Annotated in this window: 26 protein-coding genes; 5 read left to right on the forward strand and 21 right to left on the reverse strand. The window is 54.7% G+C overall.

Features of this window, described 5'->3' with window-relative positions; translation table 11 throughout:
• Position 1: 1 nt before the first annotated feature.
• Positions 2 to 1,957: a DEAD/DEAH box helicase gene (locus BLW22_RS01120; RefSeq protein ID WP_074843816.1), complete on the reverse strand. Its 1,956-nt coding sequence runs from the start codon at positions 1,955 to 1,957 to the stop codon at positions 2 to 4.
• Complete coding sequence (locus BLW22_RS01125; protein WP_074843818.1) at positions 1,954 to 3,834, reverse strand: PcfJ domain-containing protein; 1,881 nt, start codon at positions 3,832 to 3,834, stop codon at positions 1,954 to 1,956. Before BLW22_RS01125 ends, BLW22_RS01120 begins: the two co-directional genes overlap by 4 nt.
• A 194-nt stretch (positions 3,835 to 4,028) precedes the next feature.
• Here BLW22_RS01125 and tnpA point away from each other — a divergent pair, with 194 nt between their 5' ends.
• Genes tnpA through tnpC form a run of 3 tightly spaced genes read left to right on the forward strand, consistent with a single transcriptional unit; the run spans position 4,029 to position 6,255 of the window.
• On the forward strand, positions 4,029 to 4,346 hold the full coding sequence (gene tnpA / locus BLW22_RS01130; protein WP_015885959.1) for an IS66-like element accessory protein TnpA: 318 nt from the start codon (positions 4,029 to 4,031) through the stop codon (positions 4,344 to 4,346).
• Positions 4,343 to 4,678 (forward strand): IS66 family insertion sequence element accessory protein TnpB, encoded by a 336-nt coding sequence (gene tnpB / locus BLW22_RS35175; protein WP_015885960.1) that lies wholly within the window; start codon positions 4,343 to 4,345, stop codon positions 4,676 to 4,678. Before tnpA ends, tnpB begins: the two co-directional genes overlap by 4 nt.
• 50 nt (positions 4,679 to 4,728) lie before the next feature.
• The gene (gene tnpC / locus BLW22_RS01140) at positions 4,729 to 6,255 is read left to right on the forward strand and encodes an IS66 family transposase (protein ID WP_074843820.1); all 1,527 of its coding nucleotides are present in this window, start codon (positions 4,729 to 4,731) and stop codon (positions 6,253 to 6,255) included.
• A gap of 44 nt (positions 6,256 to 6,299) precedes the next feature.
• On the opposite strand, the gene BLW22_RS01145 is transcribed toward tnpC, so the two are convergent.
• Entirely contained in the window at positions 6,300 to 6,941 is a 642-nt protein-coding gene (locus BLW22_RS01145; protein ID WP_197676838.1) for an HAD-IA family hydrolase, read from the reverse strand.
• A gap of 143 nt (positions 6,942 to 7,084) precedes the next feature.
• Between BLW22_RS01145 and BLW22_RS01150 the strand changes: the two genes are divergently transcribed.
• Together BLW22_RS01150 and BLW22_RS01155 are read left to right on the forward strand one after the other, a co-directional pair.
• Positions 7,085 to 7,474, forward strand: coding sequence for a histone-like nucleoid-structuring protein, MvaT/MvaU family (locus tag BLW22_RS01150; protein ID WP_034103374.1), 390 nt, complete (start codon positions 7,085 to 7,087; stop codon positions 7,472 to 7,474).
• A 337-nt stretch (positions 7,475 to 7,811) separates the two neighbouring features.
• Positions 7,812 to 9,728, forward strand: coding sequence for a methyl-accepting chemotaxis protein (locus tag BLW22_RS01155; RefSeq protein WP_043205934.1), 1,917 nt, complete (start codon positions 7,812 to 7,814; stop codon positions 9,726 to 9,728).
• A 258-nt stretch (positions 9,729 to 9,986) separates the two neighbouring features.
• Here the strand turns inward: BLW22_RS01155 and topA are convergent, their stop codons facing one another.
• The 18 genes from topA to BLW22_RS01250 all read right to left on the reverse strand — a co-directional run bounded on the left by topA (position 9,987) and on the right by BLW22_RS01250 (position 24,920).
• Positions 9,987 to 11,885 (reverse strand): type I DNA topoisomerase, encoded by a 1,899-nt coding sequence (gene topA / locus BLW22_RS01160; protein WP_074843822.1) that lies wholly within the window; start codon positions 11,883 to 11,885, stop codon positions 9,987 to 9,989.
• 96 nt (positions 11,886 to 11,981) lie between these two features.
• Complete coding sequence (locus BLW22_RS01165; RefSeq protein ID WP_074843824.1) at positions 11,982 to 12,179, reverse strand: CrpP family ICE-associated protein; 198 nt, start codon at positions 12,177 to 12,179, stop codon at positions 11,982 to 11,984.
• A 135-nt stretch (positions 12,180 to 12,314) separates the two neighbouring features.
• Complete coding sequence (locus BLW22_RS01170) at positions 12,315 to 12,779, reverse strand: hypothetical protein (protein ID WP_074843825.1); 465 nt, start codon at positions 12,777 to 12,779, stop codon at positions 12,315 to 12,317.
• A gap of 113 nt (positions 12,780 to 12,892) precedes the next feature.
• Entirely contained in the window at positions 12,893 to 13,357 is a 465-nt protein-coding gene (locus BLW22_RS01175; RefSeq protein WP_074843826.1) for a single-stranded DNA-binding protein, read from the reverse strand.
• 15 nt (positions 13,358 to 13,372) lie between these two features.
• A complete protein-coding gene (locus BLW22_RS01180) occupies positions 13,373 to 13,912 on the reverse strand; it encodes a DUF3158 family protein (protein WP_074843827.1) in 540 nt (179 codons plus the stop codon).
• Between the two features lie 5 nt (positions 13,913 to 13,917).
• Positions 13,918 to 14,643, reverse strand: a complete 726-nt coding sequence (locus BLW22_RS01185) for a PFL_4669 family integrating conjugative element protein (RefSeq protein ID WP_074843829.1) — start codon at positions 14,641 to 14,643, stop codon at positions 13,918 to 13,920.
• 558 nt (positions 14,644 to 15,201) lie between these two features.
• Positions 15,202 to 16,503 (reverse strand): STY4528 family pathogenicity island replication protein, encoded by a 1,302-nt coding sequence (locus BLW22_RS01190; protein WP_074843831.1) that lies wholly within the window; start codon positions 16,501 to 16,503, stop codon positions 15,202 to 15,204.
• The gene (locus tag BLW22_RS01195) at positions 16,500 to 17,198 is read right to left on the reverse strand and encodes a DUF2857 domain-containing protein (RefSeq protein WP_074843833.1); all 699 of its coding nucleotides are present in this window, start codon (positions 17,196 to 17,198) and stop codon (positions 16,500 to 16,502) included. Before BLW22_RS01195 ends, BLW22_RS01190 begins: the two co-directional genes overlap by 4 nt.
• Before the next feature lie 27 nt (positions 17,199 to 17,225).
• A complete protein-coding gene (locus BLW22_RS01200) occupies positions 17,226 to 18,998 on the reverse strand; it encodes a ParB family protein (protein WP_074843835.1) in 1,773 nt (590 codons plus the stop codon).
• Complete coding sequence (locus tag BLW22_RS01205) at positions 18,995 to 19,231, reverse strand: Arc family DNA-binding protein (RefSeq protein ID WP_074843837.1); 237 nt, start codon at positions 19,229 to 19,231, stop codon at positions 18,995 to 18,997. Before BLW22_RS01205 ends, BLW22_RS01200 begins: the two co-directional genes overlap by 4 nt.
• Positions 19,232 to 19,266: 35 nt before the next feature.
• Positions 19,267 to 20,268, reverse strand: coding sequence for a nucleoid-associated protein YejK (yejK, locus tag BLW22_RS01210; protein WP_074843839.1), 1,002 nt, complete (start codon positions 20,266 to 20,268; stop codon positions 19,267 to 19,269).
• Positions 20,268 to 20,507: a type II toxin-antitoxin system HicA family toxin gene (locus BLW22_RS01215; RefSeq protein WP_074843841.1), complete on the reverse strand. Its 240-nt coding sequence runs from the start codon at positions 20,505 to 20,507 to the stop codon at positions 20,268 to 20,270. Before BLW22_RS01215 ends, yejK begins: the two co-directional genes overlap by 1 nt.
• Positions 20,504 to 21,025 carry a hypothetical protein gene (locus tag BLW22_RS01220; protein ID WP_027606767.1) on the reverse strand — a complete coding sequence of 174 codons (522 nt, stop codon included), beginning with the start codon at positions 21,023 to 21,025 and terminating at the stop codon, positions 20,504 to 20,506. Before BLW22_RS01220 ends, BLW22_RS01215 begins: the two co-directional genes overlap by 4 nt.
• A gap of 174 nt (positions 21,026 to 21,199) precedes the next feature.
• Positions 21,200 to 22,549: a replicative DNA helicase gene (dnaB, locus tag BLW22_RS01230; protein WP_074843845.1), complete on the reverse strand. Its 1,350-nt coding sequence runs from the start codon at positions 22,547 to 22,549 to the stop codon at positions 21,200 to 21,202.
• On the reverse strand, positions 22,546 to 22,764 hold the full coding sequence (locus tag BLW22_RS01235; protein ID WP_033901912.1) for a hypothetical protein: 219 nt from the start codon (positions 22,762 to 22,764) through the stop codon (positions 22,546 to 22,548). Before BLW22_RS01235 ends, dnaB begins: the two co-directional genes overlap by 4 nt.
• Entirely contained in the window at positions 22,748 to 23,467 is a 720-nt protein-coding gene (locus tag BLW22_RS01240) for an HNH endonuclease signature motif containing protein (protein ID WP_074843847.1), read from the reverse strand. The genes BLW22_RS01235 and BLW22_RS01240 overlap by 17 nt, the downstream gene beginning before the upstream one ends.
• Positions 23,464 to 24,162: a DUF2786 domain-containing protein gene (locus tag BLW22_RS01245; protein ID WP_174562731.1), complete on the reverse strand. Its 699-nt coding sequence runs from the start codon at positions 24,160 to 24,162 to the stop codon at positions 23,464 to 23,466. The genes BLW22_RS01240 and BLW22_RS01245 overlap by 4 nt, the downstream gene beginning before the upstream one ends.
• Complete coding sequence (locus BLW22_RS01250; RefSeq protein ID WP_074843849.1) at positions 24,162 to 24,920, reverse strand: hypothetical protein; 759 nt, start codon at positions 24,918 to 24,920, stop codon at positions 24,162 to 24,164. Before BLW22_RS01250 ends, BLW22_RS01245 begins: the two co-directional genes overlap by 1 nt.

Here is a 24,920-nt window from a genome sequence, read left to right on the forward strand (position 1 = left end):
ATTACAGATGTGCCGAAAGCTCCGCCCTGTTAGCTGTAGCAAGGTCCGGTTCAATCAAATCCTGAGTTAACTGACGCTTATCGAGCAGCATTTGCCAGAGCATCTGGTCGATGGTGTTTTCCACAAGCGGGATTTTCACCACGACCATGCGCAACTGACCGTTTCGATAGGCTCTGTCCTCTGCCTGGTCTTGCAATCCTGGTGTCCATGGCAGCCCCAAAAACATGACGTAGTTGGCGGCTGTGAGGTTGTTGCCGGTGCCAGCAGCAGATGTCGTAGCGGCAAATACACGGGTGTCAGGATCGCTTTGGAATTTGTCGATCGCTTTCTGCCGCTTGCCTACCGAGTCACTGCCGACAACCGTAACGCACCCGTACTCTGCTTGCTCACACCGAGAGCGCAATGTTCCTACCGTGTCCTTGAACTCACAGAACAAGATAACTTTGTCCTCCGCGTCCAGTTCGCACAGCAGATCCATAACGACGCGAACCTTCACCTGCTCAAGTAATTGACGCAGTGATCCCAGCCTGGCGAGGCTAGGTCTATCTTCTAGGCGAATCTGATCGTATTGCTTGCGTTCTTCAATGGTGAGTTCAACGGGTAACGTTTGCCGCTGTTTGCCTTTAAGTCCTGGTAAAACATCCTTGCGTCGACGCAGCATCCAATCGCCAATCGCATCGCGAAGATTCTTGCGAAAATCCGGACTGCCAGCGAACTGTTCGCAGAACTCTTTAAGGGGCAGCTTTCCGACAGGATGACCGGACAGGCGCAGCAGCGTATGAAGTTCTGATTCTCGATTGAGTACCGGGGTACCCGTCAGCAGGTATCGATTCGGCACCTTGGCAGCAATATCGAAGCCATGACGTGTCCACGCAGCGGTAGGCTCTTTCAGGCGGTGAGCTTCATCGATGATCATTACCTCAAATTGGCCTGCATGCAGGACAAAATCGCCCAGGCGTTCGTAGTTGGTGATAATCCACTGAGAAGATGGATCATAGACCTGCTGACCGATTGTGGCGTTGGGATACACCATCTGGATCTCGCGTTGCCAGTTGATGATCAACGTCGACAAGGTGATGACCAAGATAGGTCTATCAGAGGCTCTGACAGCAGCTGCAATGATTGCCTGGCGTGTTTTGCCAAGCCCCATATCATCCGCGAGTAAGGCGCTGGTTCGCTGTAACAGGTGCCGAATGCCCGCCGGTTGATGGTCCAGTAAAGAATATCCAGCCAAGGCCTGATTGATTTGCTCGGTGGTGAACTCGGTGCGCTCGATGGAGGGCACGGCCGCGAGATACACATCGGTTGAGGTGCTGTCATCAGTCGCTTGTACTGAACGTTCTTGGGGAGGTCCTCCAAGACTGATACGCGTGATTTCATCAGCAGGAACAATGGATCCATCAGTCAGCAGTTCCTGCATGGTGTCCAGGATCTCGAACTGATCCTCTGACACACCAAGTTCAAGAATCAGGTTGCTTCGCACCAACTCCGCACCGGCATCGATGCGCCATGATTTGGAGTGCCCGAGGAACACGCCGTGCATACGCCGAGCAACTGCCACTAAGCCTGGGTGGTAGTCACCCGATAGTAGGATCCCCCCATGAACCAGCGGAGCGATTCGAAAGGTCAGCCCCCAAGTGAATGCCTGCCGATCTGGGACTTTCTGTGCGGCTGTGATTTTATGTGAAAACGTCTCCCAGCTTTCGTTGAAGCGGTTCTCGCACAACTCGATTAAACGGTGAAAGAGCACATCCAGGTCATCCAGCAACTTGCCTTTAGGCAAGCGCCAATAGCGATGCTGGGGATGCTCGGCACGTCGGATGTAGAAACCATCACGTTCGAGAAACAGCCGATTGGCTCCGTCGACGTACTGCAACAAAATGCCGAAGTCATAGCCGTCAAAAATGACCTTTTCGACTAGGTCCTGCCGGCGATTCATGAGGCGCGGACGGCTCATGTTTTGCTCAGGCGCAGGTTGATCCATTTCGCGCACGCTTGAGCATGCATTTTTTTCCGGTTTCGATTTGTATAGCGAGACATGGATAGCGTCTGGTCTGGCCATTCCAGGTTGATGGCGAGTTCACCCGATTTGATCTTTGCCCAAAACCATTGATAGGCCCGGTCAACCCTGGATCCAGACTTAGGTGTACGATTTTTATGGCCTCTCAGTTGTATCGTCACCAGGTGTTTGGGAGTCAATTTTGCTAGCGTTTCGCCCCATGCGCTCTCATCCATTTGGATTTCGGCAGAGGCCAACGATTTCCCGTTTTCGCGAACCGACATAAGACGGCAGTTGCCCCGATAAGCGCTGTAGTCGTAACCATCAATGCAATGCCCCAGCGCTCGATGTTCCTCATAAAGATCGGCTGGGCATTTCAGCTCGACAATTTGCAGCCCATTCGGGCTTACGAGAAGTGTGTCGTTTGAATTAAGCAGCGTCCTCCAGGGTGTTAAAGAGTCTGTTTTGGTTTGGGGATCTGCGGCATCAAGAGCTTCACGTATGTCTATCATTGCGAGGTGAAAGCCATCCACCAAGCTGGCGATCTGGTGATAGGTGGCAGTACCAATGAAGCTTTTGAGTTTTTGCAGTGCTTCACAGGCATTAGGTCCGTAGCTCTCATCTATGTTGTTGAAGAGCTCGTTCAGGTCTCGCAAGTCGTCGGCGATTTTGGACCAACTGGGATCCGACCAATCAGTTGGACACCCCGACAGCAGCCTGTTCCAGTCCTGCGTTTGCTCCCGCAGTTGATACGGAATTTTATCCAACAAGGCGAAGAATGTGATCCAGTGCGCTTTTTTAAGGGGACGTCGATTGCCCAGTGAAGCTCCTAGCAGCAGTCGATGCCAGGGCCGTTCAGGCCCCTCACGATTGATACGGGTCAATGCACTGCCGGTATCGAATACCCGTTGTTGCCCTAAGTAGCGCACTGCAGTACGCGGCGTCTGTAGCAGCCACGCCAGCGTGTCGGTAAGCGGAAGGCCTACATCTGCAATGCGACCGATTAGGCACTCATGCGCGATGATCAAAGAGCCATCTCCGCTCCAGTTTGGGCGGCATTCTTGAAGGTCGTCCCATGGGCAGGTCATGTATACCTGCTGCTGCTCATCCCACGGCCACGGCCATTGATCAACCAGTACCAGAAGTGGAATCAGTACCGGTTGGGCTTTCAGGGCCTGCATGCGGCGTTTGCGGTCGCCTTGAGCCAGCCAGTTATAGAGCTTGGGGGAGGGGCATTGCGCTGAACGGATGGCGAACAGTAATTCCTGTTCCAGGCACCGGCAAAACTGCTTCAGCGTGCTGCCAATCTGCTTCAGGTAAAAACGGTTTCGAGGAGAGAAGTACCGATTGTTGCTCACCGTCGAATCGTAGCCTCTGCGATTAAAGCCTCCTAGATCTTCAATCGATAGGGCTTGCGCCCTTTCTCCAGCCGACTTGCAGAAGGAGGTCAGCAGAACGTCTGCATACCAACGTTTTTCAAACCTGAGCAGCAGCTGCTGGGCCACCAATACGGTGGTTTTTTTCTTGTGGACGCGGTCCTTGCTGGTGATTTTGCAGGCCTTCACCTGATAACCATCGAAGTACTGGAGGTGGTCGCCGATTCTGGCCAAAACTGGTCGTGTTTGATCACTTGTTGAAGGCAGGGTGATGCACCAGCACCGCGTGTGTGCGGTTGAACCCAGATAGGTATCGATGAATGAGGTCAGTTGGTAGGGCGGTACGTTAAAATGCAAAGCCCAGGTCTGGGCAACTTCAATTTGCCGGTCTGAGAACTTCTGGAGCTTCGGCGCTAAGATGCGCAGTCCCAACACCGATTGTCTCTTCTGTACGCTCACCCATGACCTCCTCTGCGATTTCGCAGAGGAATGTCAGGTATAGGGCGGGCGGGCTTCCAGGGTTAATGCGTAACGGCGTTGACGGTGATTTATATGTAAGCGGATGGCGAACACACCTACCGAACTCCAGTATTTAGGGCGATGGTGTCCGCGTATTTTAAGCGGACGCGATCACCCTTATCGCCAGGATTTCCATGCGCCAACGCAGCTCTTACCCCAAACCATTTAAAGCCCAGGTCGTCCAGGAATGCTTGCAACCTGGAGCGACGATTTCCAGCGTAGCCATCCATCACGGCATCAACGCCAACGTGATCCGCAAGTGGCTACCGATTTACCGGGATCAATCACCCGCAACTCTGCCGGCCTTCATCCCCGTACAAGCTGCACCCAAGCGCGCAACAGAAGAGACGGTGATCATCTCACTGGTTCTGGGCGATAAATCCGTCACCGTAAAATGGCCAGCCTCAGATCCGGACGGCTGCGCGTGTTTTATCCGTGGCCTGGCCCAATGATTCGTATCGACTCCATCTGGCTCGCCACCCAGCCCATGGACATGCGAGCCGGCACTGACACTGCACTGGCCCGGGTGGTTGCCGTGTTCGGTGCGGCGAAGCCGCACTGCGCCTACCTCTTTGCCAACCGCCGGGCCAACCGCATAAAGGTGCTGGTGCATGACGGCGTTGGTATTTGGCTAGCGGCGCGACGCTTGAATCAGGGCAAGTTTCATTGGCCGGGCATCCATCTTGGCGCGGAGGTCGAACTCGACCCCGAACAACTCCAGGCGCTGGTACTTGGATTGCCTTGGCAGCGAGTAGGTGCAGGCGGCGCAATTACATTGCTCTAATACCTGGCTTATAGCTGTGACCGGAGGACTGCTTTGGTAAAATCCACGGCATGACTTCCTCGCCCGATCTCGATCAAATGCCCCCTGAACAACTGCGCGCGCTGGCTGCGCAGCTGATGTCCAAGGTCGACACCATGGGCAGAAAGATCCATCGTGATGAGACGATCATCGAGCAGCTCACCCACGAAATCGCCATTCTCAAGCGACACAAGTTTGCTAAGCGCAGCGAGCAGATCAGCCCGGCGCAAGGCAGCTTGCTCGATGACCTGCTTAATACAGACCTCGAAGCCATCGAGGCCGACTTAAAAGCACTTCATCCCGCACCCGCGCAGATAGAACCACGCCAGCAACCCAAGCGTGCGCCGTTGCCGCCGCAGTTCCCGCGCACTGTGATCCATCACGAGCCGGACAACACTCAGTGCGCTTGCGGCTGTCAGCTTCAGCGCATCGGTGAAGACGTCAGCGAGAAGCTGGACTACACGCCGGGCGTGTTCACCGTCGAACAGCACGTTCGTGGGAAATGGGCCTGCCGGCAGTGCGAAACACTGACCCAGGCCCCGGTGCCGCCGCAGGTGATCGACAAGGGCATCCCCACTGCCGGCCTGCTGGCGCAAGTGATGGTGGCCAAATTCGCCGACCACCTGCCGCTCTATCGACAGGAAAAGATCTTCGGCCGTGCCGGCCTTGCCATCCCGCGCTCGACACTAGCGCAGTGGATGGGTCAAACCGGCGTGCAGCTTCAGCCGCTGGTCGATGCGCTGCGCGAAGCAGTGCTGGCCCAGCGCGTAGTCCACGCCGATGAAACACCGGTACAAATGCTGGCTCCAGGAGAGAAGAAAACCCACCGCGCTTACGTCTGGGCCTATAGCAGCACGCCATTCTCGGCACTCAAGGCCGTGGTCTACGACTTCAGCCCCAGCCGTGCCGGCGAACATGCGCGTAACTTCCTGGGCACGTGGAGCGGCAAGCTGGTCTGTGACGACTTTGCCGGCTACAAGGCAAGCTTCGAGCTGGGCATCACCGAAATCGGCTGCATGGCCCACGCGCGCCGCAAGTTCTTCGACCTGCACGTCGCGAATAAAAGCCAGTTGGCTGAGCAGGCGCTTCACTCGATTGGCGGGCTGTACGAAGTCGAGCGACACGCTAAGGAAATGAGCGACGAAGACCGTTGGCGATTACGCCAGGAAACGGCGGTGCCCATCGCTGAAAAACTGCATGAGTGGATGCTGGCCCAACGCGAACTTGTGCCCGAGGGCTCTGCTACGGCCAAGGCCCTGGATTACAGCCTTAAACGCTGGGTAGCGCTGACGCGCTACCTGGACGATGGTGCTGTGCCCATCGACAACAACCAGATCGAGAACTTGATCCGGCCGTGGGCGCTTGGGCGGTCGAACTGGTTGTTTGCTGGGTCGCTGCGCAGCGGCAAACGGGCGGCGGCGATCATGAGCCTGATCCAGTCGGCACGTATGAACGGGCATGATCCGTATGCTTATCTCAAGGATGTGCTGACGCAGCTGCCGACGCAGCGGGCCAGCGAGATCGAGCGACTGCTACCACATAGCTGGGCGCCTGCTTAGCTACCCGACAGCAAGGTAGCTAAGAGCAGTCTCTATTCAACACGCTATACCGTGGAGGGGCATTGTGTGTCTTTGCCTATTACTTGTAGATCACTAATCTGCGCTTCAAGGTCGCTAGACTTCGTCCAATAAATAGCGTTCCACCCTGACTCACGTGCGGCTTGAACATTAGCTTGAGTATCATCTATCAAGAGTAACTCTTCCGGTAGAAATCCGGACAGTTCGGTAATTTTTTTATAAAAATCAAGGCTTGGCTTTCGGCAAGACAGCGCCGCCGAGTAAAAGATGCCATCGCAGTAGTGCTCCAGACCAAGCGATTTCATTAAAAAATTTGCGCGTAGGTGTTCTTGATTGGACGCGAGAAATACTTTCACACCACGACGACGATGACGGGCCAGATCCGACAGCAACCCAAGGTTGAGCCGAGCATCGTTTTCAAACCAATAACTCAATAATCTATGCCGAGAAAGTTTCGGAGCAATGTCTGCCAGCACTGACTCAAGCCTCTCCTCTAGGCATAACTTGCCTGTAACTATGGCATCCCAGTAAGGCTCGAAGAGCGCCTTATGGAGATCTGAGCTTGCTAGCCCGAGATCTTCCTCAAGAGATGAAGCCCAGCCCTCACCGTCGGAGGGGCGACCATCAACGACGACACCATCCACATCAACCATAAAAGCTTGAATCAACGTAGCCTCCGTCTGGCATCCCGTACTTCGCATTGCGAACAGATCCCAGCGTTTTCAGTTGGCATATTTCCCGAGTCGCAAGCATATGAGAACGGCTTGGATAGGTATAAGACTTGTTATGCATAACCTTAGGGCGCACTCAGTTGCCAGGTGAGTTCGCCGAACGCTTACAATTTCGCAAACTCGAACAAGATCTGGCTGCTCAACTGGCTGCGCTTGAGTCGATGAAATCCGATTCTGGCTTGCAGGCCGAGATGCAGTTTGAGAGCAAACTACGCGGTCTGCTGGCTGAGTACGGCTACAGCCTGCGTGACGTAATCAATCTGCTTGATCCTACGGCTGCTAAGCGTGGCAAATCGGCTCCGTTGTCTGCGCCTGCAGAGAAGGGTACTCGGAAGGCACGTTCGTTGAAAGTTTACAAAAACCCGCATTCGGGCGAGATCGTTGAGACCAAAGGTGGTAATCACAAGCTGCTTAAAGCCTGGAAAAATGAGCATGGTTCGGATGTCGTAGAGTCTTGGCTTTCGAAGTGAATTACAGTTAGCAGACGCAAAGGCCCTCAATGAGGGCCTTTTTTTTCGCAGTCCGCTTTGCCATGTCAACGCTTCGTACTAGCTAAAGATCCCACCTACTCGGTACCTAGGCCCCTATCGATACACGGGTACAGGTAAAGCTTTGCTGGTTTCAGCCGAAACATTCCGAACGGAGAAAAAACTGGCTACGGCAGGCTACTACTGAACCATCCTGGGCTCTATCAGACGTCGACTTCATAGAACGTTCGCCTTGGATAGCTTTAAACAACATCTTCAAGCCCTGAGGCCTGCCATGCTTAGAAATGCTCCTTTGAGTACAAAGCTACTGCTTATTTTGATGTTTCCCCTGTTGGGCTTTCTGGTCTTCGCCGGGATTTTTGTAGCTGACAAACGAGAGACACTGAGCGAGATGAACCGAGCGGTCACCGCTACCGGCACCGCGCAGAAACTCAGTGACGTAGTAACCACTATCCAGCGTGAGCGCGGCGCAAGCGGCGTGTTTCTGGGCAGCGGTGGTAAGACGATGCAGGACAAGTTGAAAGTCTTACGCCAAGAAACCGACCGTGCGGTGAGCGCGATGCATGCGCAATCGACCGAGGGTCTTATCGCGCCTGACAAGATGCTGCGCGCAATTGATGGTTTGGCCGGACTGCGTCAGCAGGTGGACACGCTCGCAATCAATAACGGCGAGTCCGGCACCCGATTCACCGATCTTATCAAAAATTTGATCGGCTTCTCTTACTCACTGGAAACCAGCATTGAGGATCCGGAAATCCTGCGTGGGCTGAGTTCACTCAATCAGTTCGTAGACATGAAAGAGCGCTCTGGTCGAGAGCGTGTACTGCTTGGCCTGGCATTCAACCAAAACCGTTTTGATGCGCCGCTGTTGTCACGTTTCAGCCGCAACATGGGCGAGTTCTCCGGCTATTTCGAGGCCTTTCAACGCTGGGCTCCTGCCGTGTTCAAAAATAAGCTGGATGCGGTTCTACAACAGCCCGCATCCGTCGATGTAGCTCGCCTGCAAAAACTCGGATTTGATACGCCTCTAGGCGATCCGCTTAATATCAAACCCGAAGACTGGTTCAACCTTTCCACCAGCCGTATCGACATGATGGCTCAGGTCGAGGCTGAACTGGGCCAGACGGTCGTGAGCCTAGCCAATGTCGCGCGTACCGATGCCCAGCGCAGTCTGTATGTCGCAATAGCCACCGTCATTCTGATGTTGATTGCGGTGCTGTGGCTCGCTTCGGTGATTATTCGCAATATCAAAATCGCTGTGGTCGACGTGAACCGCACCCTTATTTCGCTATCCACGCGTGACCTAACTGCCAGAACCCGTTACACCGGCAGAGACGAGTTTGGCGAGATCTCGCGTAACCTGGATAACATGGCCATACAGATCGGTGAAGTGATCCGTGAGATCGGGAGTGCCACGGCGCAGGTCGCGACCGCCGCCGAGCAGTCTTCGGCTGTGGCCCTGCAAACTAGCAATAACGTCGTCCAGCAGCGTCAAGGCACCGATCAGGTGGTCACTGCCATCAGCGAGATGAGCGCCACGGTCAAAGACGTGGCGCGCAGCACTACCGACGCCGCAGAGATGTCGCAGCGCGTTAATGCCAGCACTATGCAGGGCAAGGCTGAAATCGAGAACACCATCAGCTTGATCAAAGGGCTTGAGGTTCAGGCCGAACAAACATCCCGAATCATTGAGGAGCTCAAGGGTGAAAGCTATTCCATCTCCTCGGTTTTGGATGTGATTCGTGGTGTAGCAGAGCAAACCAATCTGCTAGCTTTGAACGCTGCCATTGAGGCTGCCCGTGCCGGTGAGCAGGGTCGTGGATTTGCCGTGGTCGCCGATGAGGTGCGGAATCTGGCCAAAAAGACTCAGGATTCCACCGTCAGTATCCAGAAGATGATCGCCAATCTGCAATCCGGCTCCGACCGTGCCGCCACTTCCATGCAGGAAACTCTAGGGAAGGCTCAAGAAGGCGCGAGCAACGTAGTGCGCGCAGGGGAGTTGCTAGAAGAAATAGCCGAGGGCATCGCGACCATCAGCGACAGCAACATACAGGTCGCCTCGGCGGCAGAACAACAGAGTCAGGTTGCCGAGGAGATCCACCGCAACGTAAACGACATCAACACTCTGGTTATCCAGGTCAGCGCCGGTGCTGAACAAACCGCCGTCACCAGCCGCGAGTTAGCCCGCTTGGCCGAGCAACAGCAGGGGCTGGTGGGACGGTTCAAGGTGAACTGAGTTACAAGTTTTTTTACCGGATGCTCAAATGCCCGAGAGAATGACTTTCGGGTATTTGAGGATTGGTAGGTGAGAGGGTGACGCGCCTATAAGGGCTACTTTGCTCAACGCGATAAACGAGGCTTTTCATGACGCCGGATGAGGTCAGGCCATGGATTATCAGCCGTCCTACGGCTTTCTGAAGGACTGCTTATACCGTTCTGAGTCATACAAGGTGACTTTGGCAGACGCTTACATTTATATCGGGAATGGCTGAAGTCACACCCCTCTGGGTTTACTGAGATCTGGTTTGCCATTCAAGTTTGGATAACTCACCCTGCATCCATTCGATTTGAAGCCTGTACACCCCCAAAAGTCATATCCACCGTCCCCTTTCTTCTGTCGCCTTGCGAGGGGTTGTTTGCATTTGGGACAGTTGAAAGCGCCACCTGCAGCGTCTGGGCGTGGAGCGGACGCCATGGGCACACTCGGCATTCCACGCTGCTGGGACAGTTCCTCTTCCAGTCGCCTATGCAGACGCGCAACTACAGCTCCATAGGTGTCTTGGCCCTGGGCGATTTTGTCCAAATCGCGCTCCAGCTCCCGCGTAAAATCGAGCTCCACAAAACTGAAGAAACCTTCCAGCTTGGCGATTGTTTCCTCACCAAGTGGGGCCGGTACCAGTTTGCGGCTTTTTTCCTCGATCAGGCCTTTGCTGGTGATGTTCTTCAAGATCGAGGCGAACGTACTGGGACGGCCAATACCGCGGCGCTCCATTTCCTTGATCAAACTGGCCTTCGTGTAGCGCGAAGGCGGCTGGGTTTTCTTCTGCAGCAGTTCTCCGTTGTGCACAGCGAGAATCTGTTTAGGTGAGAGTGCAGGCACTGGGTTGCTGGCTGTTGCATCTTCCTCATCGTCAGTGTCATCGCCTTTCAGCAGTTTTCGCCACCCGGGATGGAAGAGGGTTTCACCTGTTGCATTGAATCGCAGCGTCTTACCATTTGGGCCAACCGCGAGCAGTTTTACGGTACGCACATCGAACACTGCTGCTTCAAGCTGGCTGGCAAGAGCCCGGACCCATATCAACTTGTACAGGGCGAGCTCCTCGTCGTTTTCACCAGCCTTGGCATCAGCCCAATGCGTCGGTGTAATTGCGGGGTGGCCTTCCTGAGCACCTTCGGCGGACTTAAATGTACGTCGCACGTCCACAGCCTCCACCCCGATAGATCTGGCCACGGTTCTAATATCCCCCATGGCTTCGTCTGGAACGTTGGGGTTGTCCGTCCGGTGGTAGGTGATGACGCCTTGCTCGTACAACCGCTGGGCGACCTGCATGGTCTTATCCGGGTCCCATTTCAAGGCGTTGCTCGCCGCTTGCTGAAGCGTGGAAGAGATGAAAGGCGCAGGAGGGTTACGTTCGGCCTTGCGGTCGTCACAGGATTCGACAACGACATTGCGTGTGCTGGCAACTAGCTGCGCCAGATTCCCGTCCTGGACGTAGGGGAAATCCTTGGTCGCGAAGTCAGGCACGGGTTGCCAGTCTGCGTACCAGTCTCCCATAGGTCCCTGGAAGTTGAGCCGCACACCAAAGTAATTGATGACGCGGAAGGTGCGAATCTCGCGCTCGCGCAACACCACCAGGTAGACAGCCGGTGATTGGACTCGTCCCGCAGAAGTGGGTTTGCCCATGAGGCGGCGAAGCTCCTGTGTCACCAGGTAACCCACCAGACGGTCCAGTACACGCCGGCACTCTTGCGAGGCGACCCTGTTCAGGTCAATTTTGCGCGGGTTGGCCAGGGCTTCTTCAACACGCTTCAGAGTGATTTCGTTGAAGGTGATGCGTTGGTAGTCCTTGACGCCCAGCACCTGTTGGATATGCCAGCTGATGCTTTCGCCTTCACGATCCGGGTCTGTTGCAAGGTAGATTTCGGTGGCTTGTTTCGCTGCCGCCTTGATGTTCCCCACGGCCTTGGTGCTTTTATCCAGGATCTCATACACCGGCGTGTAATTTTTGCGTACGCCGGTGGTGATCATGTTTTCGTCCTGCCCTCGGGCCGGTAGGTCCCGGATGTGCCCACCACTGGCAACCACCTGCCAGTCTTCGCCTGGGCGCAGCTTCTTCATCATTGGCTGGAGCTTTTTCAGCTTACCTGGTGCCTCGATGATTAATAGCTTCATGGGGTGCCCTCTCAATTATCCAGAGTGGGACTCTCGCGTCAGGGGGGTAGGGCTTCAATGGGAAATGCTCAATGAGCAAGAAAGGGCTTTCAGCTGCTAGAGGTCGAGCGATAGCTGCTGTTCCTGGGCAAAGCCCTTTAGCCACGACGCGCGCATGGCGGGGTGATGGTAAGGGCAGTCATACACCCGTAGCCCTTTTCGGGCGGCCTCCGCACCGGCAATTTGCACAGCGGCGTGGGGGTTATTGAATTGCCGCCTATCTGTTGGCTTTAATTCTGGATGGGTTGACGCCATCGGAGGCGGTCCTCGAAGAGCTGATCAAACAGGCAGTAGCTACATAAGTTGATTTTGTTCGAAAAATTCTACAGATTGAAAATCAGTGCTTAAGTTTGCCGATATATGGGTTATTTAAATCAAAAAATTCACGGATTACGCGATTTTTTCAGATTGAATGGTTGGTTGTTCCGGCAAGTTTGGGGCCGGTTCGTCCGACCAAGCCGCGCTCCAAATCCACTCTATAAAGGCCTCTGTGGATTGCCCGCTTTGAACGCGCAGGCACTCTAGACTACCGTAGAGCTGTTCAGTGATCTCTCCATCATCGTCGAAGTCGACGCTGTATTCCGTATCCAGGCGAAACCCATCGAGTAGCTTGTCAAGAAATCGGCGAGCTTGCCAGGAATCGAGGTCGGTCTCCTCACGTCTGCCCATCTGATGCTCACCTTTGCGCCAGCCGAGTGGGGCCCATGATGCGCGGTTCAAATCCAAAGTAAGCCCGTAGTAGTCGGGTGCATTCACTTCACTTTCATCGAAGTAAGCCCAGTAAACACGACCTAAAACCGGATGCTCTGCAACTACGACAACGTACCCGGTTGGTTCCCTCAATTCTTCACCCATCGGTGCCTCTGCGACTTTGCAACTGTTCCAAAAACAGGTTAGGGGAAACGAGGAGCCGTATCCCCCACCACCGGCAGCCTCACGAATGGGGCCGAAAATTAAGCCCCAGGTTTTCAGAAGTTCGGAGGATCAGATTCTGGATATTCATCAGGACCTGGTGCCGGCTGCTGCTGCGATTTTGGTCCGTTGGACTGTTGCGAGTTCTGGCTCTGTGAAGGCGCTAGATTCACCATGGTCACGCGGTGTGGCAGCATGCCAATACGGCTGGCCTGAATTTTCAGGGCTTCGAATTCGCCCTGGTCGTTCTCCCAGCGGTCCATAACGGCGCGGCCGGAAACGATCACGCGCATGCCTTTCTGAAACAGCTGCGAATAGTGTTCCGCGTCCTTGTGCCACCATTCGACGTTTGCCCAGAATCCGCCACGGTCTTCATAACCGCCTTTACCGTCCGGAATCGAATTGTCGAAGTAGACGTTGATCCGCATGAGTCGACGTGGATCCTTGTTACCGTTGGGGAATTCTTTGAACTCCGGTGTCGAGCCGATGTTGCCTTCCCAGCCTTGTACTGGCGTACCCATGAGTGTTCTCCGAGGTTATTGGTGTTGCATTGGTTTGGTTAGCTGCTGCAAGCGAGCCATGTACACGGCCTCCGCCTGGCCCATTTTTTCTGCACATTCGGCGGCCTGTTTGGCGATGGAGTGGACCAAGCTCATCTGCATGTTTAACGTGATCCGCTGAAGCTCCATCGCATACAGGTCCTGCAGCATGGATTCCGGTGTTCTGGGGGAGCCCATCATGTCCGCCCAAACCCCAACGCCCATTCGGCGATCTGTCACCTGTTGCCATCTCAGAAATTGCGTCCCGGCTTGAGTGTTTTGCTCGGTGAGCCGAACAGGCACCAAGGTGAACGGATACCGTCGGGCTTGTTCCAGTACCCCCTGGGCAAGGGCTTTCAAACCCGACTCCTGATCTCGGCATAGCGCTGCAAATTGGGTCAGCTCCCCCTTACCTTTAAAAGGCTTTAAAAGGCCTTTTAGTGAGGCAGCCTGTTGCAGTTGCTGAAAGGCATCCTGTTGCAGTGGCCGAAAGGCAGTCTGTTGCAGTACTCCATCGTCGGATTTTTGCTGGCCCATGTGCTTCAACCCTCTTCGGCCTCATCGAAGTGATCTTCCACCTCGGTTTGTTGCTGGCCGCGAATGATGGGTGGAGCGAAGTTCGAACGGCGGGTGCCTTCCAGGATGTCCTGTGGCAGTTCTCCATAACGCTCGTACATTTTGCGGGCTGCATCAGCTTTGGCATTGTTGGCGGCGAAGTCATCGCGTGCAGCACCTGAGTATTTGTAGTTCTGGGCCAGTCCAAAAAGCCTCCTCAGTACCGCTGCCCCCTCATCTATCCAGGTTTCCATATCATGGCGCCCTACGAGGCCAACATGCTGGGCCAGTAAAATACGCCTGACTATTTCGTCGTAGTTGGTCAGCAGGAATACGGCCTGAAAGCCGAGAGGGTTGGAGATATAAAGTGGGAGGCTGACTGGCTGAATTGAAAGGTTCTCGCTGATGCTGATGGCCGGGGGCAGTGAGGCCATGGCAGTATCCAAGCGTTCTTCGATGGTTTTCAGTGCTTGCTTGGAATCGTTGATTTTCTCTTCAAGAAGAATCATCCACCAATCGGAGTACGGATCGTCCTGTTGGGCGCCGCGAGACATGCGATTGACGACACTACAAAAACCCGACAAGCCGATGATGCCAACTTTTAGATCGTTTTTTGGACGTCCCATCCAGATACGGGCGGCGTGGTGAGTGTGAAGGGTGAGCTTCACATCGCTACGCAGTGAACCGATGTTCAGCCGGAAATTATCAGCCATGGTGCAGTTTTTCCTTGAGGGGAGGAGTGACGTGCCCATGCTGCAATCTGGCTATAAGAGGCGCACCAACAAATCCATTACCCGATGGAAGGGGATTTGTTGATTTTTCTTTATATATGGAGAGATCAGGCCGCCCGCTTGGTTGAGTGCAGTTATCGATGACGGGTCCTGACATAGTGATGCGGGCCGCATAGCTCTGATATGCATAGTTCGATTGGCCACTGCCGATATTGGAACTCTGTCGAGCTATGCAGGCCGCATAGCTCTGATATGCATAGTTCGATTGGCCACTGCTGATATTGGAGCTCTGACGAGTTATGCGGGCCGCATAGCTCTAATATGCATAGTTCGATTGGCCACTGCTGATATTGGAGCTCTGATATGCATAGTTCGATTGGCCACTGCTGATATTGGAGCTCTGATATGCATAGTTCGATTGGCCACTGCCAATATTGGAACTCTGTCGAGCTATGCGGGCCGCATAGCTCGGCTTGCTGTCCATGCTGATACCTGGATCTGCCAAGTAGATTGGGGCCGAGCTAACTATCCGGGTTGTTATCATGGATGCGTACCCCGATTGGGTCTGAGCAGATGCAACATTCCGCTGAGTGTGTTTCTAGCGGTTTGTACCGACTCAGGACTGCGGGTTTCTGCAACCGTTTTAGCCGGTTGAGTGGCATTGGATGGAGGATTTGCAGCTCCCTGGCGTGAGGGGCTGGATCTTGCTTTGTCATCAGGATCCCAGTGGCTGTTGAAGTCTCCACGGACAGCCATGCCGACAAGTGTCATCAAATAGCCCAGCGGGTTTCGTATCCCTCCTGAGTCACAGCGGTGCACCCATTGTTTGATGAGCGCTGGCTTCAGCTCTTCTGGGACTTTTTGCAGCGCCACCACCGCGCTCTGTTTTTGATCAGCCGGTAGCCGATGCAGTGCATCGAGCAAATCGGCGGCCATGTCGGTCGAAGTCAGCGGTACATGTACAGAGCTTTTACAAACATCTTTGTGTGTATCTGTATACGTACTATATGAGTTCGGATGCCGAACTAAGTCCGAACCCATTGATTTTTGGCTGAGTTCGGCATCCGAACTCGGCTCAAAAGCGATTCGCTCGCCGCTGTGTCCACTGAGTTCGGCATCCGAACTCAGTGGCAACTGTGGTGTATTTTGCTGAGTTCGGACTCCGAACTCAGTCGCTTTTAGAGGTATTGGCGTGCGCGCCGTTGTCCAGGACTGGCTGTTCAAACGAGACTCGATGACGTCCAATCGGCTTGGTAAGCGCTGACCAACGTCTGGGTCGGCAGCGAATTCTTTCCAGGCAATCTGCGCGACTTCACGGATCACCTTGGTCTGATGCTCCATGGACTGCGCAAGTAGCTGTAAATAATCCTTATCGAATTCTATGGCTTCGGCTGGTGTGACCGATTCGTCATGAAGCAAGTAGACGTTACCTTGAACTTGTCCACTCAGGTCATTGCGCACACGGCGGCCCAGGCTAAGCCAGCGTGTAAGCCGTAGAGTGACCAATGCTTTTGATACGGTTTCTCGCGAGGCTGGCCTGCCGGGTTGCATGCCCAGATATGGCCGTAGTTGGTCATAGGTGGGGAACGCCGTAAGGCCGTCGTCATTGATCAGTAGCCGGAACACCTGCCAGGTGTTTCTTTCAAGCGGGGTCAGTCGGTCATCCAGAAGCAATCTGCGAGGCACCGTCTCGTGTGGGTTCCCGCTGAATATGATTCCGGAGTAGGGGGCAGAACCTTCGATCCCCGGAGGCGCCGACTCTTTTTTCTGAAGCAAGTGAGCTTCAAGGTGGCCCGAGGCCGAGTCTAAAAGCGTCGACAATGGGAGCCGAGACAACCTCATAGTACGGGATCACCTTCCGCCGGTGTCGCTGCAGGCTGAGCCAGTCGATGAGAAGACACCAGCTGTAGCTTTCTCGGGAGGCCCGTGCTTGTTGCAGGGGGATAAAGCCCCTCCTTTATCCAGGACTGAATGCGATGCCAGATGATTGCTAGACTGAGGTTCTCGGAGCTTTCATCTGCATGGGTGTCCTGGGGGGTGTTGAGCTCTTCGGCGACCAGCATGGCGATATCCAGCAAGGCGAGGCTGTCTTCAAGCTCAACCTGATGTTCCTGCATCAGGTGCGTCCATCTGTACCAAAGGTGAGCGTCCATCTCCTCACTGAATTCTCGCCACCGGCCTCGACGTGCCGTTACACCGATCATTAAGCGTTGAAGGGCTACGTCCTGGGGTGATAGCCCGAAGAACTGTTGCAGCATCTGAGTGGTCGCGCCTAGTCGAAGCGCACGTTCGATCGTGCGCACTTCTTCATCGGACCGCTGCGCCCCTATCAGCAGTTTTTTCACCATCTCTCCATCGATGGTGACGTTGCACCAAGAGACTGGAGTGTTGAGCAATAAGCTCAGGACTGACGGTTGTTGGAGCTGGGCCAGGATTTCAGGCTCCAAACCCATCTCGATGCAACGCCGAAGTTGGCCGTTGCGCATGTGATGAAGCACCTGAGACAGGATGGCTTCGTTGATTGGTATCTTGGACATGACGACTCCCCTCGTAGTGGTCCTGTTTTAGCTGGCTTGGTTCGCACTATCGCCGGCAGTTAACTTGACCTCTAAATCAATCAAACGCCTTGCGAGTCGAATTATTCGGAAGAGCTTCACCAGTGCGCCGTCGCTGAGGCGGCCTTCAGTCTCTGGGGGGTTGTCTTTCGTATAAGGCTGGCCAAGTAAGAGCTGCCCAAGCCCAGCTGCGAATTCGAAGTCGGTCAAAGCGTCGACCTGCAGATCTGGCTGCTCCTGAATCATTTTCAGAACGATGGCCACCGAACCGCTTAAAGACTGAAGAAGCGTCAACGTATGCTGGGCTGTAGCAGTGATTTCCACTTCTCCTTCCGCATCGGGGTGTCGATAGCTGAAACCCACGCCACCTTCGATATCGATAAATTGACCTGGTGCTTTTACCGAGCTGGCAATTTCACGAGCCAATTGCGCGATGTGCTGACGCAGGGTCATGGCATTGTCGATTTCACGCTCGATGTACCAAAGGTCAGATATGGGGTTGAGACCACCAGCTTGAACAGGGATGGCCACTAAGGCGTTGGATGCAAAGTCGGGTAATACTTCACCATCAAGCGCAGCGAGCTCCCGTTTCATCTTGTCGACTTTGGGGGAGCTTTTCACTGGACTTGCAATGTGCCCATCAATGCGCTTTTGGCGCTCTTGCGGGCTCATTTGCTCTTGAGGGGGAGGGGCCAGCTTATGTTGGCCAACTGGATGGGGAGGGCTCGCCGTGGTCAAAGTTGGCTTAGGCGTGCCCTCAGAAACATGAGTTGATGGTAATTGTGACGGGTTCTGATTTGACTCAATGCTATTGTTTTGGGGACTCGACTGAGGCAACCCCTCAAGTTGCGAGACAGGATGCTGAGGCATCTCAAGTACTGGTGTTGATCGGCGTAACTGGTCCTGGTTCTGAGTGATTTCCAGCAGTATTTTCTCGTAACCGAGATTTAACGGCTTTTTGAGCTGATCAATCAGCTCGTCCTGGAAGCGCTGGAACAGAAACTCCTCGGCGTCTCCCTCAAACTGGGAAAGGACATCTTGAAAAATCGTATCAAACTCTAGGTGCTGCCCTTGTTCTTGATAATTGCGCTCCCAGCACTGAAGTGCTGTCTTGCGCAGTGCAAGAAGCTTAGAAATTCGATCAACGCCGAGGCCGGAATATAGCACTGCCGGAATTGCTGGCAATAAGTACCGAAGAGTGTCCTGCATCCGACTGATGTGAGGTTGAGAAACAGGGTAGCCATCAGCTTTCAAACGTCGAGAAAGCTCACTTTGAGAAATAGCCTCACCAGACTCCTCCTCATACAAAGCTCTGGCCTTGTCGACGCCAATAGCCCGCTCAATGAACAGGAGTTGACCCTGCAGATCGTTTTCGGCCAGGTGCCCGGTGAGCGAGATGATCTCCCCACGAACGGTGTCCCATGGACGGAACAGGCAGTGGAACTTGAAGAACTTCTCGTCCCCGGTCTCACGGTACAGCTCGTTTAGAATGGCCAGGCGCGTGTTGCCACCGTTCCGGATCCGGTACTTCTCCTCACCAGGTTTGCGCGTGACGGGAGGGGGAGTGTCGAGACCTCGATTGCGTATGGACTCTTTAATTTCATCGTACTTCGGGTTTCGAGTTGTCCGTGGGTTCTCGTCATACGGCAATGTTTCATCGAGCGTCAACAGCATAGGGGTATCGACGATTGGATCGCTCATGCGCGCTGCTACTGGCGAATTCGATTGAAAGGCTGGCTGTTGCAGTTTCTCTTTCATAGTCTGAGCCAAAGACTGTTTCATACTCTGGCTCCAGGCAGCTCACAGGCTGGTGCTGCTGCCAAAAGTTGATCAATGATTTTTAGTGCACGATCAAGCGCCGCCTCAAGCTCGACTGAAGTCTCCAGGCGATGGACAATTTCCGAGTTCATTGAACGGGTGTTTTCACGCGCGCGCAGCGCGATCCGTTCACGCATCCCATCGGGAAGTCGGACGACGAATTTTTCTTCCAGCTGACGTTTTGGTTGGTTGCTCATGGTGGGCTCCGATGCCTTGGGTTTAAGGTTTGTGTTCAGCGACGTTTCAACTGATCAGTGAGTTGGGTGGGCAACCCCTTGATGATTAACGTGCTGGACGCCTCGTCGTACTCAATCTTGTCCCCTAGCAGGTGCGCTTCAAAACTGATGGACAAGCCTTCGGCACGGCCGGTGAACCGACGGAATTGGTTGAGAGTGCGTTTATCCATAGGGATTTCCGGTGACAGACCGTAGTCCTTGTTTCGGATGTGATCGAAGAACGCCTTGGGCCGATCTTCATCAATCAAGCCCGACAGCTCTTCAAGGCCCATGGGCTCGCCGAGCTTGGCCTGGCTGCTGGCGTAATCGACCAGGGTCTTGGTTTTTTCGCGGGCGGATTCGTCCGGCAGGTCTTCGCTTTCGACGAAGTCGCTGAAGGCCTTGAGCAGGGTGCGCGTCTCGCCCGGGCCGTCGACGCCTTCCTGGCAGCCGATGAAGTCGCGGAAGTATTCCGAGACCTTCTTGCCGTTCTTGCCTTTGATAAACGAGATGTACTGCTTGGACTGCTTGTTGTTCTGCCACTCGGACACGTTGATACGCGCTGCCAGGTGCAACTGGCCCAGGTCCAGATGGCGCGACGGGGTGACGTCCAGCTCGTCGGTTACCGCCACGCCTTCGCTGTGGTGCAGCAGGGCGATGGCGAGGTAGTCGGTCATGCCTTGCTGGTAGTGGGCAAACAGCACGTGGCCGCCGGTGGAGAGGTTGGACTCTTCCATCAGTTTTTGCAGATGTTCGACGGCGGTGCGGCTGAACGTGGTGAAATCCCGGCCACCCTCGAAATATTCCTTCAACCAGCCGCTGAACGGGTGCGCGCCGGATTCGGCGTGGAAGAAACCCCAGGCCTTGCCTTGTTTGGCGTTGTAGCTCTCGTTGAGGTCGGCAAGCATGTTCTCGATGGCGGCCGACTCGGCAAGCTCGGAGTCGCGGGCGTGGAGAACTGCAGGTGTGCCGTCGGGGTTTTTGTCGATCAGATGAACAATACAATGACGGATAGGCATTAGATTGCCTCCTGAGTGTGTTGGGTTTGAGCTCGATCGGCGCGGCGCATGCGAGCTTTGGCGTTGAGGGCCGCGCGGTAATCGCTTGCGGTCGACGATGTGTAGATTGATCCAAGGCCGGGCTTAGTAAACTGGATGTGGCCACCTTGAGTCCGCGACACAGTCCAACCATTGGCCCTGGCAAATTCCACCAGGTGGCGAAGGTTCTCGTGCTTTCCGCGTATGAGGTTGGTCGTCATAGCTCTGCGTCCTTGTCTGCTAAAACGTTCCCTGCCTGAATCGCGATGATTTCGGCCTGGTCACCCGGGAATTTGCTGCCGAGCTCATGCAGAAAATTACGAGTTGCCTCGCGCGAGCCAGGCACGCGGAACACGACGGTGCAGTGCTGCACTGGCGCGGGGTGTTGCAGGTGAGCCATGACCGACACTTTCAGTGAGCAGCTTTGGAGGTGCCGGGGGACCCAAACCGACCAGAAGTAACTTGATAACAAGGCGCCTGCGCACAGCAGTTCAACGGAGATGGTTGCGCTGAGCGTGTCGGCCAGCTCGACGTAGCCGAGCTTCTGAAATTCCAGCAGGTCCTCGCGCATGCTCACTGGGACCACGGTGCTGTGGTCACGAGTAAGACGGCCGACTGCTTGAGCTAGAGCATCAAGTTCTACTGGGTTGACGCCCGTTTTGTGGGCGTGAACCACGGCAGAGGCTTCGAAGACTTCACCGGCTTGAATGCTTGGAAAAAGCGCAGCGTTACTGTGCATCTGACGCCTCCCGAATCTCCTCGATGTCGTAGCTGTTGCAACTGGGACAAATCAGAATGTCCACTTCACCATTCAGAGCGGTTGGAGCAGGCACGCAGTGCTGGACTTGCTGCAATACATGATGTGAATCGCAGTTGCGGCACCAATGGGTGACGGCAACCGGAGCGAGGGGGCTCATAGGTGTGCTCCTTGCCAGCTACTGCTGGCACTGAGGTTTGCAAAGCGGGTTTGGTGCGCTATGAACGCCGTGCGAACGGTGCCTGTAGGACCGTTGCGAGCCTTGCCGATGATGATCTCGGCTATGCCTTTGTGTTCGGTCTGTGAGTGGTACACCTCGTCCCGGTAGACGAATATGATCAGGTCTGCGTCCTGTTCGATGGCGCCGCTATCACGCAGGTCTGCGTTGATCGGACGTTTGTTTGGGCGGCGCTCCAGCTCCCGGTTGAGCTGGGAGAGCGCTACCACCGGGCAATTCATCTCCTTCGCCAGGGCCTTGAGGCTTTGGGATATAGCGCTGATTTCGTTGGCCCTGTTTTCCTGACCTGGGCAGCGCATGAGCTGCAGGTAATCGATCAGGATCAAGCTCGGGTGTCCGAAGCGACGGGCTGCTCGACGAGATTTGGCCCTGATAACGGCAGGTGTGAGCGCTGATGAGTCGTCGATGACCAGCCGCTCGCCGTATGCATTGATACGCGAAACGGCTGCAGTCAGCTTCGGCCAGTCTTCGTCATCGAGCTTGCCCTTCAATAGCTTCCCAAGATCGATATGGCCAAGAATTGCCATCAACCGATAGAGCAGTGCTTTGGCCGGCATTTCCATGCTGAAGACTTGAACCGTACGATCAAGCTTTGCCTGCAGAGCCGTATCGATGAAGTTCAAGGCTAGGGACGTTTTTCCCATCGATGGACGTGCACCGAGAATGATCAGGTCGGCTTCTTGAAAACCCGACGTGAACTCGTCCAAATCTTCCAGGCCTGAAGGCACGCCGGTCACGGTGATATTGCCGTTGAAATGTTCGTCAATTTGCTCGACGACAGTAGTCAGGCACTGGTTGATGTCGACGAATTCAGATGCGCTCTTGCCTTCGCCAAGCGCGAACAGTTGTTGTTCAATGGTCTCTTGAACATCTTCCGCGTTGGCCAGTGGATCCGTGGCATCGCGAGAGCATTGGTAGCCAAGAGACATGAGTTGTCTGAGCCTGGAGCGATTACGCACGATGGATGCGTAATGCTCAATGTTGGCTACAGACGGCGTATTCTTGGCCAGCTCGCCCAGGTAGCTCAGCCCTCCGGCTTCGTCTGGATCCTCCAGCGCGTTGAAGACGATGACGATATCGAATGGAGCGGACTTGTCAGCAAGGCCGGCTATTGCCCGAAACAGCAACCGGTGGTCATGCCGAAAAAAGTCAGACGCATCCAGTTTGTCCGCGACGAGATCCCAGGTGTTGTTGTCGAGCAGTAGCCCACCTAACACACCTTGTTCAGCCTCAACGGAGTAGGGCGGTGAGAGGTCAAGGTGATTCATTTCCCGGACTCCTCGCCGATCTGGATAAAACCAGTGCCGTTGATTGCGCCCAGAGCTTTAACCATGTCGACTTCAACCTTCGCTGAATTGATCATGACCTGAGCAACCTCGGCGACGGCTTTGGCCCGGTCGATTTCCATAGGCTTGTCTGGATCCAGGAGGCCCTCAATCGCGACGAACAGATGATTACGTAGATCTTCAATCTTGTTCTTCATGTGCAACCTCCCGGATGGTGCGCTTGAGTTTGCTGATCGCTCGCATTGCGGATTTGAGCTCTTCTGGATAGCGATGGATGGTGTTGCGCCGCATGCGCTCCGCACGGGTGATCAGTTCCAGATTGCCGATGGCGATGTTGGATTTGTTTTCATCCTTGAAGCACACGCAATGAGTTGTGGGGGCAGGGCCAAAGTGTTCTTCCCAGAGCAGCACGTGCACGCCTTTCCAATCGACAGGGGGGTAACCGGTGTCGGTGATTTTTCTCTGGAGATAGCCGTCAGGAGTCGTGCGCAAGCTGCCAATAGGTAGCCAGTTCCCCGGTTTATTGCCCGTCTTAAACTGCGTCTGAGTCATACGGCCAGAGGAGGGGAGCCCCTTAAGGCCCTTATTCCATGGGACGGAACCCTTGGAGAAGCGGAATTCAGCGCCCAACTTGCCGTCAAGCCGGCCACAGAGACTACTGCGAAGAAACTCGGAGCTTTTGCTCAATCCCAGCCGTTTGGCTTTGGCATAGATCTGATAGACGCTGAGTCCCAATTCGGCGGCTAGGACCTGAGTCGGTTCATCGGGATAGCGGGCAATGAGCATGCGCTCTTCAGTCTCACTCCAAACATGGTGTTTATGAGCCGGGGCAAGCCCAAGTTGGGATCGGGCTTGTTCCAGCGCCGCTATGGCCAAAGGTGAAAGCGAATGAGTTCTCATTGGCTCCCCCCATGCCCAAGGGCTTCTCGTGACTGCTGTCCAACACCACGATGTAGCCTGGCATGCTTGCCCTGGTCCCATCCCGCTCGCAGAGACCGAGTGTCGTGACCTTTGGCTTCGATGGGTTTGATGATGAATTGCTTGAGGTTAGGGTGGTGCAATTCCAGGTAGGCCTGGATCTCCTGCGCCGTGGTTTCGTCTACCCCGCCTGCAAACTGGTTCACTTTCGATGCGACGGCATTCAGCCAACCCTCGGCAAAGAGTTGGCCCCGGTGACGCTTTGTCTTGAGTTGGCAGCGTTTCTGCTGAGCAACATGAGCTCGACGGGCTGCTACGAGTTGGTGATGCAGCGTTGAATAGGTGTGAGCGGCCAGCTCGGGCGAAATACCCTTCCCCAAAAACTTGAAGGACCAGCCTGCCAGCGGATGAAAATACGCCAAGTGGCTGCAGTCGAAGGCTTGGGAGCAGATTGTGGCCAGGTTGTGCAGCCAATCCTGCGGCGAACGCCGGGTCTTGGTGCCCACGCTGGCCTCTTCGATTGCATGAGCAACAACCTCGGTATGTTCGAGGTTGTACTGCTTCATCAAATGGCGCGCTTGGCGAAGTGCAATTTCCACTTCGTTGGGGGCAGCGCCTTGCGATTTGGCCAGCGCCATGAGTTTGGCGACCTTGCTGAGGACTTTTTGCTTGTCCATCATTCACCCCCTTCCTGTTGGTTACGGGGGGAGAGCGCCTCTGACCAAAGTCGCAGTGTTTCCTCTTCATCAGCAGAGAGGTGAATCCGGGAAAGACAATCCGCAACCTTCTGTTTCAAGGCATCAAGACGATCCTGAACACTTGAGCCGTCGTCGTAAGCAATCTCCTGCTCAACAGCTTGTACAAAGTCATTACGCACAGAGAGAACGATGCTTATCCAAAAAGCATTTGGGCTGGTCCAGCCAATTAGCTTTCGAGTTCGGTCTGGCGATAGGTAATCACGGAGCCTGAGATTGAACTCCCTAGGGGAATAACCATTACTGATAACCCCTGCACGATTGAGCGTCAGCGCTGTTTGAAGAATTTCTAGGAGAGGCTCCAGAGCCGCTGGCTCAGAGACAAAAGTTTTTAGATATGTTTCAGCTACCAGACGCTTGGCTTCGGCATATCGAGCTTGCTGACGCTGCTTGGCTTGGCTTTCGTCACGGCCGCGCTTTTCCTTCGCGTGTTTTATGTTCGAGTTCACGGACTCAATAAGCTTCGCAGCGTCCTGCAAAAGCTGACGCTGTTCAAAGCTCAACTGAGCGCCTATTCGACCTGCTAAGTGGCTACCGCTTGTCAGGGAGCGTATTTCTCGTGCGGATCCACTTAGCTTTGCTTGCAAGCTGCGCAATTGCTGAGCGCTGTAGTACTTGCCAACCTCTAGGATGACATCGGCAGTAATACTGCGGGCATCGGTGATGGAGGGCTTCGCCAT

The organism is Pseudomonas marginalis (assembly GCF_900105325.1).
In the GTDB taxonomy this organism is placed as follows: Bacteria; Pseudomonadota; Gammaproteobacteria; order Pseudomonadales; family Pseudomonadaceae; genus Aquipseudomonas; species Aquipseudomonas marginalis.

What these genes read in the sequence shown, in the direction of transcription:
- BLW22_RS01195 (WP_074843833.1), bottom strand. Translation starts at nt 17,198, where the DNA reads ATGTCCAAGATACCAATCAACGAAGCCATCCTGTCTCAGGTGCTTCAT.
- tnpB (WP_015885960.1), top strand. Translation starts at nt 4,343, where the DNA reads ATGATTCGTATCGACTCCATCTGGCTCGCCACCCAGCCCATGGACATG.
- BLW22_RS01240 (WP_074843847.1), bottom strand. Translation starts at nt 23,467, where the DNA reads ATGAGAACTCATTCGCTTTCACCTTTGGCCATAGCGGCGCTGGAACAA.
- BLW22_RS01235 (WP_033901912.1), bottom strand. Translation starts at nt 22,764, where the DNA reads ATGAAGAACAAGATTGAAGATCTACGTAATCATCTGTTCGTCGCGATT.
- BLW22_RS01205 (WP_074843837.1), bottom strand. Translation starts at nt 19,231, where the DNA reads ATGAGCAACCAACCAAAACGTCAGCTGGAAGAAAAATTCGTCGTCCGA.
- tnpC (WP_074843820.1), top strand. Translation starts at nt 4,729, where the DNA reads ATGACTTCCTCGCCCGATCTCGATCAAATGCCCCCTGAACAACTGCGC.
- topA (WP_074843822.1), bottom strand. Translation starts at nt 11,885, where the DNA reads ATGAAGCTATTAATCATCGAGGCACCAGGTAAGCTGAAAAAGCTCCAG.
- BLW22_RS01185 (WP_074843829.1), bottom strand. Translation starts at nt 14,643, where the DNA reads ATGGCTGATAATTTCCGGCTGAACATCGGTTCACTGCGTAGCGATGTG.
- BLW22_RS01170 (WP_074843825.1), bottom strand. Translation starts at nt 12,779, where the DNA reads ATGGGTGAAGAATTGAGGGAACCAACCGGGTACGTTGTCGTAGTTGCA.
- BLW22_RS01220 (WP_027606767.1), bottom strand. Translation starts at nt 21,025, where the DNA reads ATGCACAGTAACGCTGCGCTTTTTCCAAGCATTCAAGCCGGTGAAGTC.
- BLW22_RS01175 (WP_074843826.1), bottom strand. Translation starts at nt 13,357, where the DNA reads ATGGGTACGCCAGTACAAGGCTGGGAAGGCAACATCGGCTCGACACCG.
- BLW22_RS01120 (WP_074843816.1), bottom strand. Translation starts at nt 1,957, where the DNA reads ATGAGCCGTCCGCGCCTCATGAATCGCCGGCAGGACCTAGTCGAAAAG.
- BLW22_RS01180 (WP_074843827.1), bottom strand. Translation starts at nt 13,912, where the DNA reads ATGGGCCAGCAAAAATCCGACGATGGAGTACTGCAACAGACTGCCTTT.
- BLW22_RS01155 (WP_043205934.1), top strand. Translation starts at nt 7,812, where the DNA reads ATGTTTCCCCTGTTGGGCTTTCTGGTCTTCGCCGGGATTTTTGTAGCT.
- tnpA (WP_015885959.1), top strand. Translation starts at nt 4,029, where the DNA reads ATGCGCCAACGCAGCTCTTACCCCAAACCATTTAAAGCCCAGGTCGTC.
- BLW22_RS01200 (WP_074843835.1), bottom strand. Translation starts at nt 18,998, where the DNA reads ATGAAACAGTCTTTGGCTCAGACTATGAAAGAGAAACTGCAACAGCCA.
- BLW22_RS01245 (WP_174562731.1), bottom strand. Translation starts at nt 24,162, where the DNA reads ATGGACAAGCAAAAAGTCCTCAGCAAGGTCGCCAAACTCATGGCGCTG.
- BLW22_RS01190 (WP_074843831.1), bottom strand. Translation starts at nt 16,503, where the DNA reads ATGAGGTTGTCTCGGCTCCCATTGTCGACGCTTTTAGACTCGGCCTCG.
- yejK (WP_074843839.1), bottom strand. Translation starts at nt 20,268, where the DNA reads ATGCCTATCCGTCATTGTATTGTTCATCTGATCGACAAAAACCCCGAC.
- dnaB (WP_074843845.1), bottom strand. Translation starts at nt 22,549, where the DNA reads ATGAATCACCTTGACCTCTCACCGCCCTACTCCGTTGAGGCTGAACAA.
- BLW22_RS01165 (WP_074843824.1), bottom strand. Translation starts at nt 12,179, where the DNA reads ATGGCGTCAACCCATCCAGAATTAAAGCCAACAGATAGGCGGCAATTC.
- BLW22_RS01250 (WP_074843849.1), bottom strand. Translation starts at nt 24,920, where the DNA reads ATGGCGAAGCCCTCCATCACCGATGCCCGCAGTATTACTGCCGATGTC.
- BLW22_RS01215 (WP_074843841.1), bottom strand. Translation starts at nt 20,507, where the DNA reads ATGACGACCAACCTCATACGCGGAAAGCACGAGAACCTTCGCCACCTG.